Source organism: Anaerobutyricum soehngenii (assembly GCF_009697165.1).
GTDB lineage: Bacteria > Bacillota > Clostridia > Lachnospirales > Lachnospiraceae > Anaerobutyricum > Anaerobutyricum soehngenii.
Genome location: NZ_VULP01000018.1, coordinates 44,078 through 59,539 on the forward strand (window position 1 = coordinate 44,078; position 15,462 = coordinate 59,539).

The following is a 15,462-nucleotide window of genomic DNA, read 5'->3' on the forward strand; positions in this document are numbered from 1 at the left end:
GTAGAAATAGGTGAATTGAGGCTAAGAAAGAAATGGCATATTTACTTCTGGAGGAAGGAATGTCGGTTGAGCAGATTACCAGATTAGCTAAAGTCAACATAAAAGATGTTCAGAATTGGATTGACGAGAGTGTGAGCCTTGTAAAATAATATGAAAGAAATCCTCTATGAGAGAAAAGAAAAATTTCTCCATACAGTTTATTTTTAAATTATATGGAGAATTAAAGAAAACAGAGAATTAGGGTATTTCCATGCCAATCCCACTGCATTTACAAATAGAAGGGGTCTGACCCTCTTACACTTGTTCATCCCATTTGGAATTTTGGCACCGATGGTATTTAAAAGAATGAAGAAGATGAGCTTTTGCGTTTTCATAGGATTTTTGTGTTCATGTGGAATTGAGATAAGCCAGCTTATTACACAGCGGGGATACTGTCAGTTAGATGACGTGGTTACAAATACAGTGGGGATGCTAATAGGATGGATAATTTGGAGGGGATTCCATAGAGTAGTAATAGAAACACTAAGGAATATAAGAAAAGGAAGAAGTAATTACAAATGAGTATTGTTGATATAGCTCAAATAGTGAGTGCAGGGGTAGCGGTACTTAGTTTTGCTGGCTCGGTGATAGTTTACAGAAGAACTCTCAATAGAGAACGTAAGTTGGATACAATAAAAATGCTTTCAGAAATTAGGATGAAATATCCTAAAATTTGTGGTTTGTCTTATAAAGCCAAAAAGAAATATATAAAAGAATTAGAATTCTTTGCAACAGGTGTAAATCAAAAAATTTATGATATTAAAATTGTGAGCAAAATGAGCGGAAGCAGATTAATATATCAATATGAAAAATATTTAAAGAAAATTATAAAGAGAATAAGAAAAGGAAAAGAAGATAGTAAAGCATATATTGAATATGAGGAAATAATAAATAAATTAAAAAAAATAAAAAATATAAGGAAAAAGATGATATGAAAACAACCTTAGTCATCATGGCTGCCGGCATCGGTTCCCGATTCGGTGGTGGAATCAAACAACTTGCTCCAGTTGGTTTAAATGGAGAGATTATCATGGATTATTCTATCCATGATGCAATCGAGGCAGGATTCAACAAAATAGTTTTTATTATCCGTAAGGATATTAAGGATGCATTTAAAGAAGCAATCGGTGATCGTATTGAAAAGATCTGTAAAGATCTTGATGTTGAGATCGCCTATGCATATCAGGAATTAGATGAACTTCCAGAAGGTGTGGAACTTCCAGCAGGGCGTACCAAGCCTTGGGGCACAGGACAGGCAGTTCTTGCGTGTAAAGAAGTTCTGCATGAGCCATTTGCAGTAATCAATGCAGATGACTACTATGGAAAGGAAGCATTTGTTAAGCTTCATGATTTCCTTGTAGGCTACACACCAGAAAAATCCAATCAGTTCTGCATGGCAGGTTTTATTTTAAAGAATACGTTAAGTGAGAATGGTGCCGTTACCAGAGGTATCTGTGAGACTAATGAGGAAGGGTACCTTACAGCAGTTCATGAAACCTCTAATATTGTTAAGACTCCACAGGGTGCAGCAGTAGATAACGATGGACAGCTTACTTCAATTAATGCAGAATCCTACGCATCCATGAATATGTGGGGACTCACACCGGAATTTATGCAGACTTTAGAGGATGGATTTAAAGGGTTCTTTGCAAATATGGGAAACAAAGATATTCTGAAAGCAGAATATTTACTGCCAATCTACATAGATGAACTTCTTCAGGCAGGCAGAGTTTCTGTAAAAGTGTTAGATACGAATGACAAATGGTTCGGAGTAACCTATAAAGAGGATAAAGACTATGTAGTGAAATCATTTGCCAAGCTGATAGAAGATGGTGTATATCAGAAGAATTTATTTGAGGATTTAAAATAAATAGTGAAGGAGAACAATGGGAAGTAAGATAATCGAAATATTTAATAAAATAGCATATAATGTATTATCAGCACTTTATCAGCCCTTTTGGGCTGCCGTTCTTCTTGCCTTTTTAACAATGTTCTTATATTTATATGGTAAGGAGCATGGGTGGAAAAAGAATAATTTTATCCGAAATATGTTTGCAACATGGTGGAGAGCATTTAGAAGTTCTTCAAATTTTCGCCGGACATTCTTATTAGCTTTTTATACAGCACTGATATTACTCCGAACAGTTTTAAATCGTGAGATATGGTTTGATCCGCTTGGAAAGCTTTTTGGAGGATGGGGATTATATGAAGAGGGACAGTTTACAACAGAATCTATAGAGAATTTCATGTTATTTGTTCCATTTTCTATTTTACTATTGTGGACATTTCAAAAAGAATTACTTGATGAATCTGAGAATATTAGATTTGGAAAAACCGTTTGGGAAGCCACAAAAGTTGTAGCAGTATTTTCGTTTCTGATAGAATTTACTCAGTTATTATTCCATCTTGGAACATTTCAAATATCAGATCTAGTCTATAATACACTTGGTGGAGCAGTAGGCGGTGTTATCTATTATTTGGGATATTGTCGAAAGCGAAAAAATAAAATGAGAAACAGAGGACAGCTATCGGAGCATTAGTCCGGAGCAGAGAATCCTCTGTTTTAGGTGCAAGACGATTAGATTCACATGGAAATAGGAGTTATAAAATGGCAGGAAGACCAAGAAAGAAACCAGAATATGATCCAGAACTTCAATTTAATAATTATCTTCAAGAGTTAAGAAATGCTTATGAGGAAACAGGTTCATTGAGGACATTGGCAGCAGAATTAAATATCAGCTTACTTAAACTCCGCAAGCTACTTATTACTGCAGATGTATTCACATCAGATATATGTACAGAAATCAATGATCTGCATCAGTCAGGAAAAAAGATTCCGGAGATTATGAAATTCACAGGTCTTTCCAGAGCTTCGGTTCATTCCTATTTGCCCTATACGAAGGGACTTTATAATGCAGCAGAGATAAGTCTAAATGCGGAGCGATGCCGGACATATAAGATTCGACAGGAACAGGTTCGGATTCTAAAGGAAATACCATCAGTGGAAAATCTGTGGCAGGCTGTTATTGCTTTTCAGGATTATCCATTTAAAACGGCAACTGGATTACCATTCCGATATAAATTGAAGGTCGGTAAAAACGGAGAGTATAACAGAGAGTTGCTGATAGACCGGAGAGAGAAAAGTAAGAGCCTTGCCTGGAGTAGTGTGGTGCTGGCATTTGAAAATAGTAAGAGGGTTTCAGAAGAAGTGAAGAAACCGAAAGCACTTGGAGATATTAGAGGAGTTTCATACATTTATCCGATACTATGGCGATTTGGCTTGATCAGAGTTCCGGAAGCAATAGAGAAGAAAATGGGAAAGCAGAGATAAATCTCTGCTTCATTGCTTGCAAGTGATTAGATTAACATGGATATATAAAAGAGTTTCTCGTAAAATAGAAAATGCATCAATGATTCCTTGTTTGTAGGCAATCCGTATATATTCTATAGATGAAATATTTTCAGCAGTGATAGCGGCATCAACAGTGTCCCATTGTTGAGGAGTTAGATTAAGATTCCGTATTTTTTCTGAGCTTTTTGATATTTTAGATCTTGCTTTATTGCAATAGGTAAGCTATTTCAGAATATCTGCAGGAGAAAGGGATTTCTGTGGAAGGACTTATGCCGGAACTGGAGCCGGATGAACTGGCATATAAGATTGACGATAAATATTTTGCAATCCAGAGAACAGAGGAAGGCTATGATTATACCTTTTATGCTTTAGATTACGATGAGATCGACGGCGGTGCTTATGACAATCCTGATATTTCTATGCGGCAGGCAATGGAAGATATTCTTGAAGATGAAGATATGTCCCTGGAAAATGTAGTTCCCGTTGATTATGAGGATTTGATGGCAGAAGTGGAAGAAGCAGGCGAACGGCAGATGCGGCTGGCACAGTTATTAAAGAATTGTCCTCCAAGTATTTTTGAGGACTATGACCGGGAAAGAGCAGTGGATACCTGTGAGGGAATTGCAATGCAGTTTACCAAGAGCAAAGGGTATCTGACCGTACAGGCAACGGAAGAAGGCTATTTTTATATTTTTTATGATTCTGACCTGCACGAAATCCATTCCAATGATTATGATAATCCCAAAGCATCTGTTCAGAAAGCTACTTATGAAATCCTGAAAAGTGAAAGAATGGATGATATGGAGTGCGTTAAAGTAGACTATAAAGAATTTGAGGCAATGACCATCCAACATTCCAAAAACTTATTGCAGGCAGGTGAGCTTCGTGCGACTTCTGAGATTGGAAGAGATGAAGTAGCATTAAATGGTCTTAGCAGGGCAGAAGTGGAACGGGGTGTCTTGTATCACGCACAGGGTATTCTGAAAGAAATGGGACTGGAAAATGAAGTAGAGCTGCTTGCTGCAAGGGTTCATGGTTCCAGAAGCAGGGAGACACTTTACAGAGAAGATTCTGATCTTGATGTAGTGCTTTCTTATCGTGGCGATATCCGGGAGGACAGTTTCTTTAATGAATTAAATGCTCATGGTATAGCAATGGCAGGTATTAAGGTGGACATCAATCCTATCGCAGAAGAAAGAATCACTCTGGCAGAGTATATGAGGGAGTCCGAAGCCTATCTTGATCAGCAGGAGATCAAAAAGCTGGCGGCTGATTTAGATAATTTCAGCTATGAATATGACACTTACGAATATAAAGATACCGTTGAGAACAGAGAAGAACAGGTGGAGAAAATCACAGAGGACATTTTGAATCAGAAAACAGGGTGTTTAAAGGACTGGCTGGTTGAAGTATCGGAAGAATCTGATATAGACAGTGATGTGATAACTGCCAGGTCATTACTTTCTCGTCTGGAAAATGCAGAAACCCTTTCTATCTTTACCAGACAACCAGAACAGGAACAGCCAGAAGCTACGATTACTTTTTATGTAGCAGAGTGTATGGAGTTCCCAGTCATGGGGGAGTACCATAATAATCTTACTCTGGAAGAAGCGATTAAAATTTATGAAAGTATTCCGGCAGATCGACTACATGGAGGCAAAGGGATTGGTTTTGACCTGCAGGACGGGGATAAGGATTATTCTGGAGAGTACGAACTGATGTGTTGGGACAGAGTAGACAGGGAACTGATAGATATGATTCCTCATTATAAGGAAAGTCCATTGGTACAGAAAGCAATCAACGATATGGAAAAATATCTGAATGAGAAACATGGAAAAGTGCAGGAAGCAGAACAGACTGTGGAAGTGAAACAGGAAGTTTCAGAAGCACCAGTCAAGAAAGAATCCGTATCAGTAGAACCGAACCAGACGCAAAAGAAAGAGCCTGTAAAGGGCGAAAAAGGAGAACTGAAAAAATCTGTGCTGCAGTCGTTGAAAGAGTTTCAGGCAAGGGCAAAAGCACAGGAACAGAAAAATAAAGAAGCAGAAAAAACCAAAGCACATAAGAAGGGGGATGTAGAATTATGATAGATCTGGCAATGAACTTTGATACAGACGAATGTTTAGTGACCGCAATGTTTGATAAAGGAAACAGAAATGATACGATGGAAGCTATCGACCATATCATTCCATTTCTGAAAGGGGATGCGGATATGATCGGACTGGTCTGCAATACCATAAGAAAGCTGTTCTGCATGAGTGACGAAGGCTATGAGATTTTTCTTATGGATCTGGAAGATTATAAAGCGGAACTGGAAGAGGAGGACGAGGAATGAGTACAAGTCAGTGTGCAGTATATCAGGTAAAAGAAACACCAGAGTATCGTGATGTTCGTTTCCGTTCTTATGAAAAGCTGAGAAGCGAAGGAAAGAGCGTCAGCATTGAGAACTATCAGCAGGTGTACATTGGAAGAATCCAGCCGGGGGAAACTCCGGCGGATATAAAAATACGCCTGCAGAAACAGCGACCGAAGAACTTCAAAGGTCATTCCATCGGATGCAGCGATGTTCTGGTAATTACGGATGAGGGAAAAACCACAGCCTACTATATTAATAAAGACAGATTCATCATTGTTCCAGAATTTCTCACAATCAAAAGTTCCTCGGATACCAGACTTTCCATTGATACAACCGGATATGAAATCGAAGGAAAGAAAGGTACATGGCTTGCCCAGGATTATATTTTGATGAACGAGAAGAAATGGTTTCTGATGGAACATGAAGAGTATGGGACAAGAGCCGCCTATGTGATTCTCAGTGAAGATGGAGCAGTAGTTATGAATGACTGTTACAATGGCTTTGACGAAGAAGCAAGACGGAACATTCAGAACTTTATGCAGCAACAGGCAGCAAAAGAACAGGAACAACAAAGACAACAGCAGGTGCAATCACAAATGCAACCGAATCAAACACAACAGCCACCAGAACAGCAGAAAAAGAAACCAGAGCTGGCAAACTGGCAGAAGGTCATGGACAACGGAGAATATCTTCGCAGTGCAGAGATGGCAGAAGAAGCCAACTACAATATGATTGACGGACTGATGAACAATACTCCAAAGAAAAAAGATAAAAATGCTCCCCGGAGATCAGTGCTTATAATATATGATAGAGGCGGCAATTAGTTTAATTTTACGGAGGAGAAAATATATTATGCTACGAAATCTATTCATATTATTGACGGCTATGTTTATGGGTCTTGTTTACTATAAATTTTCAATATCAAAGAGTAAAGATGCACAGAACATGGCTTTCTTTATGAAAATAACTTTTTTGGTGTTATCACTTATATTGGCGTTCACCAGGAAAGAGTTTATTCTTATAGGAGATTTAGCCTTTGGAGGGAGAACCCCAGTGATGGTGCTTGTACTTATTGAAATTGCAGATGCTTTTATTGATAGAAAAAATAATTCAATGCAAGTGGAGAGGAAAAAACGCTCTACTGCCAGTATGGAAATGCAAAGAAGAAAATAATTTTTTATAAATTTTATGACCTTTTATATGTTGCCATGCATGATTAGTAAAAAATGATTTTGGAGGGAAATTAAATGTACATTGATACACATTCAAGAGAAAGTATGGAAAAATCGGTATGTAATATTTTTCAAATGCATCAACTAGAATTACGAGAACAATTATTATTGATGGGCAGTATGTCTGGTGACAATGATTATATTAATAAGTTAGATGAGTTTATAGCAAATAATTGTACTAAATATCCGGAAGAAATACTGTTATTTCATCTTACAAGAAGATTACACGGTACGGAAGATGAGACGAAAGGATGTAATCTTGCAGATTTACTTTTATCTGTGAATCCGTTTAGTTCTTTTATGCATGAAAATGGAATCGACTTTTCAAGAGATAAACAACATATTAATGTTATTTATAAAGGAAAAACAGTTGATTGGGACAAGTGTTGGCATGGAAATCCAAGTTATATGAAAATAAGACTTGGGTATTTAAAGGGTAGAGAAGATTTTGGCTTTAATGGTTTTGCCCTAAAAGATTTATTATATAGAAATCACTATGCAAGAGATTTATCTATGCTCCCTGAGTTTTTAGGTCAGATGGTAGAGTGTTTAGATTGTGAATCTGTCGGTTGGAAGTACATAAAGAATAGCCAGTATTATTGTTATGAATATAAATTGCCAATAGAAGTAGTTATGTTTGATGATCACGATAATTATTCAGATACATTGAAACAGCGTTATTTATTACGATGTGTACTTCAGAGATTGTATCAATATCAAACTTCAAATATCAGTTATATGTATGATCATGACAATCCTGCTCTAAGACTTGCAGATGACTATACGGTTCCTTCTGAATACTATGTTGGAAAAGAAAAAATTACTTCTGAAATGTTAAGTTATTAAAAAAGCAAGAAATACCAACAGTACCAAAAGATTACCAACTTTATAGAACTTTTCGTGACAATGCAAAAACATAAAATATAACCCCTTCAAATAAAGAGGTTTATTTTATGTTTTCTGACAATGCACTATTTAAAGATTCCGCTCTTGGAAATATCTTTTAAGGAATTGATTACAATATCATAAGAGAGCTTTTCCTCTAAAAGCTGGGTAGTCAAATTATCATAATCGTTCTTGTAGGCTTTTTCTTCAATAATCTGTTCAAGTAGTTGCGGAACATTTACATCTGGAAGAGCAGATGGACAGATTGGAGATTGTGCCCTGATATTTCTTACTTCATGTACAAGATTTTTGAAAGTTTCATCTTGAGGAACAAGCGGAAGAAGTTTGTAAATATCATATATGTGTCTGGAATGTTTCTGAACTTTGCCTTGTAAATAATAATCGCAAATGTCAAAAACTTTATCAGCCAGTGTTCTGTCGATACCCTGTACTTTCATGGAGAATGGCAGCAACATAAATTCTTCGATAGAATCAGGAGCTTCTTTATCCATCATATCACCAATATAGCTGTGAACAGGTAATATTACTGTTGGAAAAGAAATCGCAGTATAGGATGTTTCTAATAATACAGCAGGACTTAAAGCATCACTGGCTAAAGGAAGTACGGAGTCATAACTGATAATGTAGCGGTTGTAATCCCGACGGCTTCTTGTTTCATCAAGATTTTCAATATTCATACCTAGTTCATCTGCGGAAGAAACGATTGCCTGTTTTATTTTTTTCTTCTTTCCCTGTGAAATCTGGGTATCTATTGTAATATCTATATCTTCCGAGAAACGCTTTATAACTTTATGGCATTTGCTTAAAGAGGTACCACCCTTGAAAACGATGTAAGGCATTTTTTCAGATAGAAGGCGAAGAAGCATGGTGACGTAATAATCCTTTTCTATCGCCTGTGCCATTATGCCGGTCTGTTCATAAGCCAGTTCGATTGCATCCTGGAACTGGTCTTTATTGTTATGCAAGTATGCCATTATAGATCACCCTCGTTTCTATTAGATTTTTGTAAAGTTTATCAGGATAATATGAAAAATAAGATTCCAGATCAGAAATTTCCAAACCAGCATCACGCATATACTGATAAAGACGTTTTTGCAAATCGGTTCCAGACATTTCTGAATAAACATCCACGTCTTTTAACATATCGAGAAACTGTAAAGCCATGTAATTTTTTTCTGTTACAGGGACTTTAGGTTTTCTGATAATGATACGGGACTTTGCCAGAGAAGTTTCCCGGTATTCATTGGTTGCCTTGTTTGATACGATTTCATATTGCATAGGAACCTGTGTAGTAAGTCCCATTTGGTTGAAAAATAATAATCCGCTGATGTAACCGCACCGTCTGTCGTTGTCACGCAGATATTTATATTCCAGAACTTTTTCCAATGTAGGTTTTGAACCAGATTTGAAAATACTTCTCTTGGGAAGATAATAGATACCTTTGTCAAAACGTTTTACCTTTTCAGCATCTGTCAATTTTTTTAGCTGCTGACGGATATTATTGCCCGTCATTCCTTCAATCTGTATATCAGAAAGAAAAAAAGGCTCATTTTCTTTATAGTTTTCTGTAAGGTACTGATATAAGTTAGCCATATTGCACCTCCATTAACAAAATAGTGTTTATATATTTCTTTTCTGTTATTATATCCGTTTTCAAAGGAAATATCAAGATTCTGGGCAGATGAAAAAATAATTTTTATAAAGGTATGATAAGCTGTTAGGTAGTGAGTAGCAGGCATCCCAAAGCATATATAGATGAAGAAGTGCAGCAATAATAGAAAAAATTTGCAAAAATTAAGTTGACATATTTACATTAGATATAGTAGTGTTGAGGTAACGACAGGCAACAAGAGTGTCTGTTAAGCGTTAAAGTAAGATGTTGTGCCAGAAAGCAGTATCTTAGTAGCTTAATAAGGGTTTTACATTTACCGCAAGCTGGCTAGAGAGAAAGCTCTTGAAAGAAAATGTCAAAAGGCTCTGTTTGAACACAGGGTCTTTTTAAATGAAAACCTCAGATAAAGAATAGTCACCCTTGCAGGTAAAGGGTAAGATATAATCAATGTATATTTAGATGAAGAAGGAGACTCAGTGAAAGTCAATTTTATAGAATTAACAAATTTCAGGGGGATTCAAAAACAAAGAATCACATTTGAAAATAAAAATTTTGTTGCGTTGATAGGAGACAATGGTAGCGGAAAAACCACTATACTAGAGGCAATCACAAAAGGATTTGTACCGGTATTAAGAACAGTTAATGCAGAAGCAATGAAAGAGTGTGATCTGGCAAATAAGGATATAAGGAATGGAGCTAATGGAGCAGCAGTTACTTTAGGGATAACATTGGATGGCGAAAAATATATCTGGACAAACAGACGCAGACTTTCGTCACAACAACCATTTGAAAATGCAGGGGACGTAAAGGCGGAAAAAGCAAAATCTTTAAAAGAATTGAAATCTAAGTATTCGCAATGTGTGGAAGAGAGAAAACTGCCATTGATTCTTTACTATGGAACAGACAGAATTATACGAGAAGTATCACAGAGGGGACATATAAAAAACTTTCAAGTAACAGATGCTTTAAGAAACTGTTTTGATAATGTCAATTATTTTAGAGATTTTTATGATTGGTTCAAGACAGAAGAGGATATTGAACTTCGAGGGATTCGTGAAAATTCAAATTATAAGAATCCCAAATTAAATTGTGTAAGAACTGCTTTGGAAGGAATGATAAAGGGATATTCCAATTTAAGGATTGAGTTAGCACCGTCAAGAATGGTGATGACAAATTCAGAAGGGGTAGATCTCCAGATTGATCAGTTAAGCGGAGGATATAAAGCAGTTTTATCGGTTATTGCAGATATTGCAAAGAGATTATCAATGGCAAATCCGGATTCGTTGAATCCATTGGAAGAGGAAGCTGTGATTTTGATTGATGAGCTAGATCTGCATCTGCATCCAAAGTGGCAGAAAGAAATCGTTGCAGATTTAAAAAGAACATTTCCTAATAGCCAGTTTATTGTTTCCACACATTCTCCATTTATCGTTCAGTCATTAGATGCCGACGAATTATTTGATATTAAAACAATGCAGTATGCAGAAGAAGGCAATTACAGAGGAAGGATTTTTGTTTAAAGGAATGCTTTCCATGGGATTTTTATGCGGTTTGTTGTGTGCCGCTTACTAAGAAACTCCCTACAACATATCCCCATATACCAAATAGGTCATGTGTTGTAGGGAGTCATTTTTTGTTATGCAGTTTTCTGTACAGCCAGAGCCTTGATTTCTTCTAAGGTCAGGTCTGTAAAAGCGGCAATATCTTCGTAAGTGAGTTTACCGGAAGCCAGCATACGCTTAGCAATTTCAATGCGTTCAGCTTTTCGCATATTTTCCATTTCTCTGCACATAGTCAAAACTCCTTCCTCATCTTCTTTAAAATAACGTACCCGGTCAGCAAGTATTTTATAATACATATCTTTTGGATCGGTACAGGAAAAATCGTACATTAGTTTTCCAAGTTCTGTTTCATCTTTGATTTGGGAATTTACATAAATAATATGAGCTTCATCGCCAAATGGTTCACCGGTTTCTTGGATGATGCGGTCAATATGATAAATTGGAAGCCCGGCTTTTAATACATCATTTTCAGTAATAAAAATTATATAGGTTTCAGTGAGGGCATCATATTTATCGCCAGCTTCAGTTATATTGGCATCTATAAGACTACTATTATATCTTGCACGTTTTGCACTGGCACCACGATCACTTCTTTGAATTTCTATATTATAAGAGCGGTTATTGGTATCGACAGCTAATATATCCAAGCGAATAGAACGTCCTTGTAAATTTTTTATATCGTATTGTCCCTGTGCAGATTGTACTTTAAGGTCATGCCTTTGCAAAATAATTTGAAGCAGAAATTCCGCACATGCCTTATCTTCAAAAACTTTACTCATAAAATCATCATCTAAAAGACGGAACCCTCTAAGGCGTTGTAGATCTTCTTTATGCTTTTGTTCAAAATTCAGTGTTTCTTCTGTATTATTCATTGTAAAAACACCACCTGCTTTCCTTTAGAATGGAATATAGTAAACATGAATTTCTATATTATTATTTTAACATGGCAAATAGTAATCCTCAATACCCGAATTTTGAAACGACAAATGTCGATGAAAAATAACAGCCTATAAATCTTTTTCATTTTCAATCTGTTGTTCCTCCTCGTGACTCTTCCCAAGGATTATATCAATATTAGCGGAAACGGTACGAAGCTCCCGTTCATAATCCCGACGGTTAGAAAAATCTTCCCGTTGTGTATCTTGCAATTCAATAAGCCGGTCTTTTTTAGCATAGAGGGCTTTCATGGAAGGCAGTTTATTTCCGGCAGATTTTTCTTTCAGTGTCCGGAGAGCTGTATCATAAAGGGAAAGCTCTGCCCGGTGTTCTTCGTAAAATTTATCCTTATTGCGGCTCTTACGATAGTCGGCATATACGTTTTTGTATGCAAGGTACTGTCCGGTAAAATGTATTTGTTCATTCACATCTTTAAGTTGTTGTTCTGTATCTTTTAAAGATTTTCTGGAAACACTGGTCTGATCGGATGCCTGGTCAAGTGCTGCATGGAAATCTTCAAGAGAGTCGTATCCATGTTCCTGGATATAGGCAACCGTCTGAGCCATCTGTTTCAGATTGGAGAGTTTGACTTTTTGAGCATAGGCTTCACTCTGCTGTGCTTTGATACAGGTCTGTAAATCTATCACAAGCCGGAGATCTGATTTTATGAAAATGAACGGTACAGGAATATCGGAAGCATCAGGAGAAAGTGCTGTCGGCAAATCTTTCACAGTGTTTGGAACTTGTGGTTCTTTAAATTTCATTTTCCTATCAGAGAGTGATTTTGCATTTTCCTTAAATGTCTGTAATAGAAAATCCTCTTCATATCGTGTTTCGAGATTTCGTCCAGTGATATATTTTTTTCTGCCTGGATGAAGATAGCTATACCGGTTTCTGCTGATCTTGAAGATGATATGATATTTTTTATCGAGGATTTGTGCAAACTCTTCTGGTGACTTGGCGGTGCTTGCAGCATCATCAATAGCATCCCGGAGAAACTGTTTCTCTGTTTGATAGCGAGTCTCTTTTGGTGTGATACCATCTTCAAGCATTTTCTGGTTGAGCTTATCAAGTTTTTCCTGTCCACGACGCTGTGCCCAGTATTCTTTTTCCGTGATTTTTCTTTCAGCAGGAGAGAGCAGATCAACTTGATGCAAAAGAATGATGATGTTATTGCTTTTGTAAAATCAAAAATTTGAGATGAATAAATGATAAAAAACGAAAGAGAACAAATAAAACAAGAAACAGATTCCTTAAGATCACTGGCCGTAGAATTAAATATCAGTTTACTTAAGCTCCGCAAGCTACTCATTACTGCAGATGTATTCACATCAGATACATGCACAGAAATCAATGCTCTGCATTAGTTAGGGAAAACGATTCCGGAGATTATGAAACACACAGGGCTTTCTAGAGCATCTATTCATTCCTATCTGCCCTACACGAAAGGAATTTATAATGCTGCGGAGTTAAGTCTAAATGCGGAACGATGCCGGACATATAAGATTAGACAAGTTCTGCCCTTCCATATAAAGAAATACCGCCATAGAAATATTGCTATACTGTAACGGTATTACATCTTTTTCATATTTGAAAGCGAACACATCATTGGGTATACAGTTAAGAATGCTTTATACAGAAGGTACAAAAGCGCCTATAGGAGCAAATGAAATTCATTGACTGGTATTAGATGAGTATGTATAATAAAAAACAAAAGATAGATGAAATGGATAAATATTGAAAAAGAAGGGGTTTCATGACATTTGGTGTCTGAAAGCAAAACAAGCAGATTATATATATGAAAATTATAAAATAATGTTCTACAATTATTTATTAAAGAGATTAAAAAATCTATTTCCGTGATAAAAATATTCTTATCTAATAGGAATGGAGATTACATGTGAGAATATCGCTGTGTTATGCATATCTATATTTGATTAAAGAAGGTTCAGGAAAAATCTAATTTTTCCATATAGGATATAAATTATTCATAAACATTTATGAATTCATTATACCGTATACTTTCAAATTAAAAGATGGTAGAATAAATTTTAAATAAAAATAAAATATATTTATAAAGGCTAGAGTAAAATAGATTATATATAGTATAGGGGGTAAAATTGTGGAACAAACTTTTTTTACAGATATTAAAATAGAAAAGGTTCGTCATTTAGAGAATATACGGATTCCTTTGGGGACCCAAAAAAGAAAACACCTAATATTAACGGGTAAGAATGGGAGCGGGAAAACAAGTGTATTAGAGGCTATGGTAAGGTATATCCAAAGTTTTTTGGGGGAAGATAGTATAGCATTAGAAAAAATAAGACGATTACAGAAATATTATTTCGCATTGAATCACTTGAAGGATTCAGAACAGAATAGGCAAGAATTTTATAAAAAAAGTTTAAATTCTGAAGGAGAAGAATTAAAAAACTTAACTTCAGAAATAGTTCTGAACAGTAATTCAAATATTCAATTAAAAGAAAAATATGAGCGAGGGAATTTTATTTTTGCATATTATAGAGCGCAAAGAGAGTTTCAAGTAGAAACGTATGAGAATATTGAAAAAGTAGAGTTACAGAACAAGTATAATATTGTAGAAAATCCGGGTGCCAAGCTCACAAAATATCTTGTAGATTTAAAAGCAACACAAGCTTTTACAAAAGATGTTAAAAAAGCAGAAAAAATCGATAGGTGGTTTAAGAGGTTTGAAAATATTTTAAAAACCATTTTTGAAGATGAGCATCTTGAATTGAAATTTAATGATGAAACATTTCAGTTTTCTATTCATGAGTCAGATAGGGAATCTTTTGATTTTAATACGATGTCAAGTGGTTATGCAGCAGTGCTTGATATTATTAATGATTTAATTATGAGAATGGAAGCACAATCGGGATTACGGGCAGAGTTTGATATGGAAGGTATTGTGTTAATAGATGAAATCGAGACACATTTGCATCTTGAATTGCAGAAAAAAATTCTTCCTGTTTTAACGGAACTTTTTCCAAATATACAGTTTATAATTACTACCCATTCGCCGTTTATTTTAAGTTCTTTAGATGACGCAGTGATTTATGATCTTGAGAATAGGACTCTTGTGAGAAATGGTTTGAAAAATTTACCGTATGAAGGTATTGTGGAAGGCTATTTTAGAGTGGATGTGTTATCAAAGGAATTGAGAGAAAAGTTTGAAAGATACAAGGCGTTAGTTTCAAAAGATGAGTTGTCGGATGAAGAATATGAAGAGATAGATCATTTGGAGTATTATTTAGATGAAATTCCAGATTATCTTGCACAAGAATTGACAGCAGAATATAGCAAGATGAAGTTAGAATTTGAAAGATAGTGTCAAATGACCTATGAAAAAGCAGAGCCAAAGAAAAAGGCTCAATGAACCTTGAAAATTGTAGATATTTTTAGATAGTGGTGATCATCCGCCACCCTTGACAGCACGAAAAAGAACCGCT

Annotated in this window: 16 protein-coding genes; 12 read left to right on the forward strand and 4 right to left on the reverse strand. The window is 35.9% G+C overall.

Going from position 1 to position 15,462, the window contains the following annotated elements:
- Positions 1-300 precede the first annotated feature (300 nt).
- From FYJ25_RS15050 to FYJ25_RS09395, 10 genes are all read left to right on the forward strand, one after another.
- Positions 301-561, forward strand: a complete 261-nt coding sequence (locus FYJ25_RS15050; RefSeq protein WP_279237053.1) for a VanZ family protein — start codon at positions 301-303, stop codon at positions 559-561.
- On the forward strand, positions 558-974 hold the full coding sequence (locus FYJ25_RS09355; RefSeq protein WP_154581162.1) for a DUF4760 domain-containing protein: 417 nt from the start codon (positions 558-560) through the stop codon (positions 972-974). Before FYJ25_RS15050 ends, FYJ25_RS09355 begins: the two co-directional genes overlap by 4 nt.
- Positions 971-1,909: a nucleotidyltransferase family protein gene (locus FYJ25_RS09360; RefSeq protein WP_154581163.1), complete on the forward strand. Its 939-nt coding sequence runs from the start codon at positions 971-973 to the stop codon at positions 1,907-1,909. The genes FYJ25_RS09355 and FYJ25_RS09360 overlap by 4 nt, the downstream gene beginning before the upstream one ends.
- A gap of 16 nt (positions 1,910-1,925) precedes the next feature.
- On the forward strand, positions 1,926-2,579 hold the full coding sequence (locus FYJ25_RS09365; RefSeq protein WP_154581164.1) for a VanZ family protein: 654 nt from the start codon (positions 1,926-1,928) through the stop codon (positions 2,577-2,579).
- A gap of 68 nt (positions 2,580-2,647) precedes the next feature.
- On the forward strand, positions 2,648-3,370 hold the full coding sequence (locus tag FYJ25_RS09370; RefSeq protein WP_154581165.1) for a hypothetical protein: 723 nt from the start codon (positions 2,648-2,650) through the stop codon (positions 3,368-3,370).
- Between the two features lie 278 nt (positions 3,371-3,648).
- The gene (locus FYJ25_RS09375) at positions 3,649-5,478 is read left to right on the forward strand and encodes an LPD16 domain-containing protein (protein ID WP_330578325.1); all 1,830 of its coding nucleotides are present in this window, start codon (positions 3,649-3,651) and stop codon (positions 5,476-5,478) included.
- Entirely contained in the window at positions 5,475-5,726 is a 252-nt protein-coding gene (locus tag FYJ25_RS09380) for a transposon-transfer assisting family protein (protein WP_096241354.1), read from the forward strand. Before FYJ25_RS09375 ends, FYJ25_RS09380 begins: the two co-directional genes overlap by 4 nt.
- Positions 5,723-6,571, forward strand: a complete 849-nt coding sequence (locus tag FYJ25_RS09385) for a YodL domain-containing protein (protein ID WP_243145723.1) — start codon at positions 5,723-5,725, stop codon at positions 6,569-6,571. Before FYJ25_RS09380 ends, FYJ25_RS09385 begins: the two co-directional genes overlap by 4 nt.
- A gap of 28 nt (positions 6,572-6,599) precedes the next feature.
- Positions 6,600-6,920 carry a hypothetical protein gene (locus tag FYJ25_RS09390; RefSeq protein ID WP_096241352.1) on the forward strand — a complete coding sequence of 107 codons (321 nt, stop codon included), beginning with the start codon at positions 6,600-6,602 and terminating at the stop codon, positions 6,918-6,920.
- A gap of 74 nt (positions 6,921-6,994) precedes the next feature.
- On the forward strand, positions 6,995-7,825 hold the full coding sequence (locus FYJ25_RS09395; RefSeq protein WP_096241351.1) for a hypothetical protein: 831 nt from the start codon (positions 6,995-6,997) through the stop codon (positions 7,823-7,825).
- Positions 7,826-7,950: 125 nt separating this feature from the next.
- Here FYJ25_RS09395 and FYJ25_RS09400 read toward each other — a convergent pair whose 3' ends face one another.
- Positions 7,951-8,859 (reverse strand): nucleotidyl transferase AbiEii/AbiGii toxin family protein, encoded by a 909-nt coding sequence (locus FYJ25_RS09400; protein WP_154581166.1) that lies wholly within the window; start codon positions 8,857-8,859, stop codon positions 7,951-7,953.
- Complete coding sequence (locus FYJ25_RS09405; RefSeq protein ID WP_096241349.1) at positions 8,843-9,478, reverse strand: DUF6088 family protein; 636 nt, start codon at positions 9,476-9,478, stop codon at positions 8,843-8,845. Before FYJ25_RS09405 ends, FYJ25_RS09400 begins: the two co-directional genes overlap by 17 nt.
- A 495-nt stretch (positions 9,479-9,973) precedes the next feature.
- Here FYJ25_RS09405 and FYJ25_RS09410 point away from each other — a divergent pair, with 495 nt between their 5' ends.
- A complete protein-coding gene (locus FYJ25_RS09410) occupies positions 9,974-11,017 on the forward strand; it encodes an AAA family ATPase (RefSeq protein ID WP_154581167.1) in 1,044 nt (347 codons plus the stop codon).
- Between the two features lie 116 nt (positions 11,018-11,133).
- Here the strand turns inward: FYJ25_RS09410 and FYJ25_RS09415 are convergent, their stop codons facing one another.
- Both FYJ25_RS09415 and FYJ25_RS09420 read right to left on the reverse strand, forming a co-directional pair.
- Complete coding sequence (locus tag FYJ25_RS09415; protein WP_154581168.1) at positions 11,134-11,931, reverse strand: PD-(D/E)XK nuclease family transposase; 798 nt, start codon at positions 11,929-11,931, stop codon at positions 11,134-11,136.
- Between the two features lie 135 nt (positions 11,932-12,066).
- A complete protein-coding gene (locus tag FYJ25_RS09420) occupies positions 12,067-13,152 on the reverse strand; it encodes a hypothetical protein (RefSeq protein ID WP_243145724.1) in 1,086 nt (361 codons plus the stop codon).
- A gap of 965 nt (positions 13,153-14,117) precedes the next feature.
- On the opposite strand from FYJ25_RS09420, the gene FYJ25_RS09430 reads away from it, so the two are divergent.
- Positions 14,118-15,341, forward strand: a complete 1,224-nt coding sequence (locus FYJ25_RS09430) for an AAA family ATPase (protein ID WP_330578326.1) — start codon at positions 14,118-14,120, stop codon at positions 15,339-15,341.
- The last annotated feature ends 121 nt before the right edge of the window (positions 15,342-15,462 follow it).

Excerpts from the sequence above, each read along its gene's own strand:
- FYJ25_RS09365 (WP_154581164.1), top strand. The coding sequence starts at position 1,926 with ATGGGAAGTAAGATAATCGAAATATTTAATAAAATAGCATATAATGTA.
- FYJ25_RS09385 (WP_243145723.1), top strand. The coding sequence starts at position 5,723 with ATGAGTACAAGTCAGTGTGCAGTATATCAGGTAAAAGAAACACCAGAG.
- FYJ25_RS09390 (WP_096241352.1), top strand. The coding sequence starts at position 6,600 with ATGCTACGAAATCTATTCATATTATTGACGGCTATGTTTATGGGTCTT.
- FYJ25_RS09370 (WP_154581165.1), top strand. The coding sequence starts at position 2,648 with ATGGCAGGAAGACCAAGAAAGAAACCAGAATATGATCCAGAACTTCAA.
- FYJ25_RS09395 (WP_096241351.1), top strand. The coding sequence starts at position 6,995 with ATGTACATTGATACACATTCAAGAGAAAGTATGGAAAAATCGGTATGT.
- FYJ25_RS09400 (WP_154581166.1), bottom strand. The coding sequence starts at position 8,859 with ATGGCATACTTGCATAACAATAAAGACCAGTTCCAGGATGCAATCGAA.
- FYJ25_RS09380 (WP_096241354.1), top strand. The coding sequence starts at position 5,475 with ATGATAGATCTGGCAATGAACTTTGATACAGACGAATGTTTAGTGACC.
- FYJ25_RS09355 (WP_154581162.1), top strand. The coding sequence starts at position 558 with ATGAGTATTGTTGATATAGCTCAAATAGTGAGTGCAGGGGTAGCGGTA.
- FYJ25_RS09405 (WP_096241349.1), bottom strand. The coding sequence starts at position 9,478 with ATGGCTAACTTATATCAGTACCTTACAGAAAACTATAAAGAAAATGAG.
- FYJ25_RS09415 (WP_154581168.1), bottom strand. The coding sequence starts at position 11,931 with ATGAATAATACAGAAGAAACACTGAATTTTGAACAAAAGCATAAAGAA.
- FYJ25_RS09360 (WP_154581163.1), top strand. The coding sequence starts at position 971 with ATGAAAACAACCTTAGTCATCATGGCTGCCGGCATCGGTTCCCGATTC.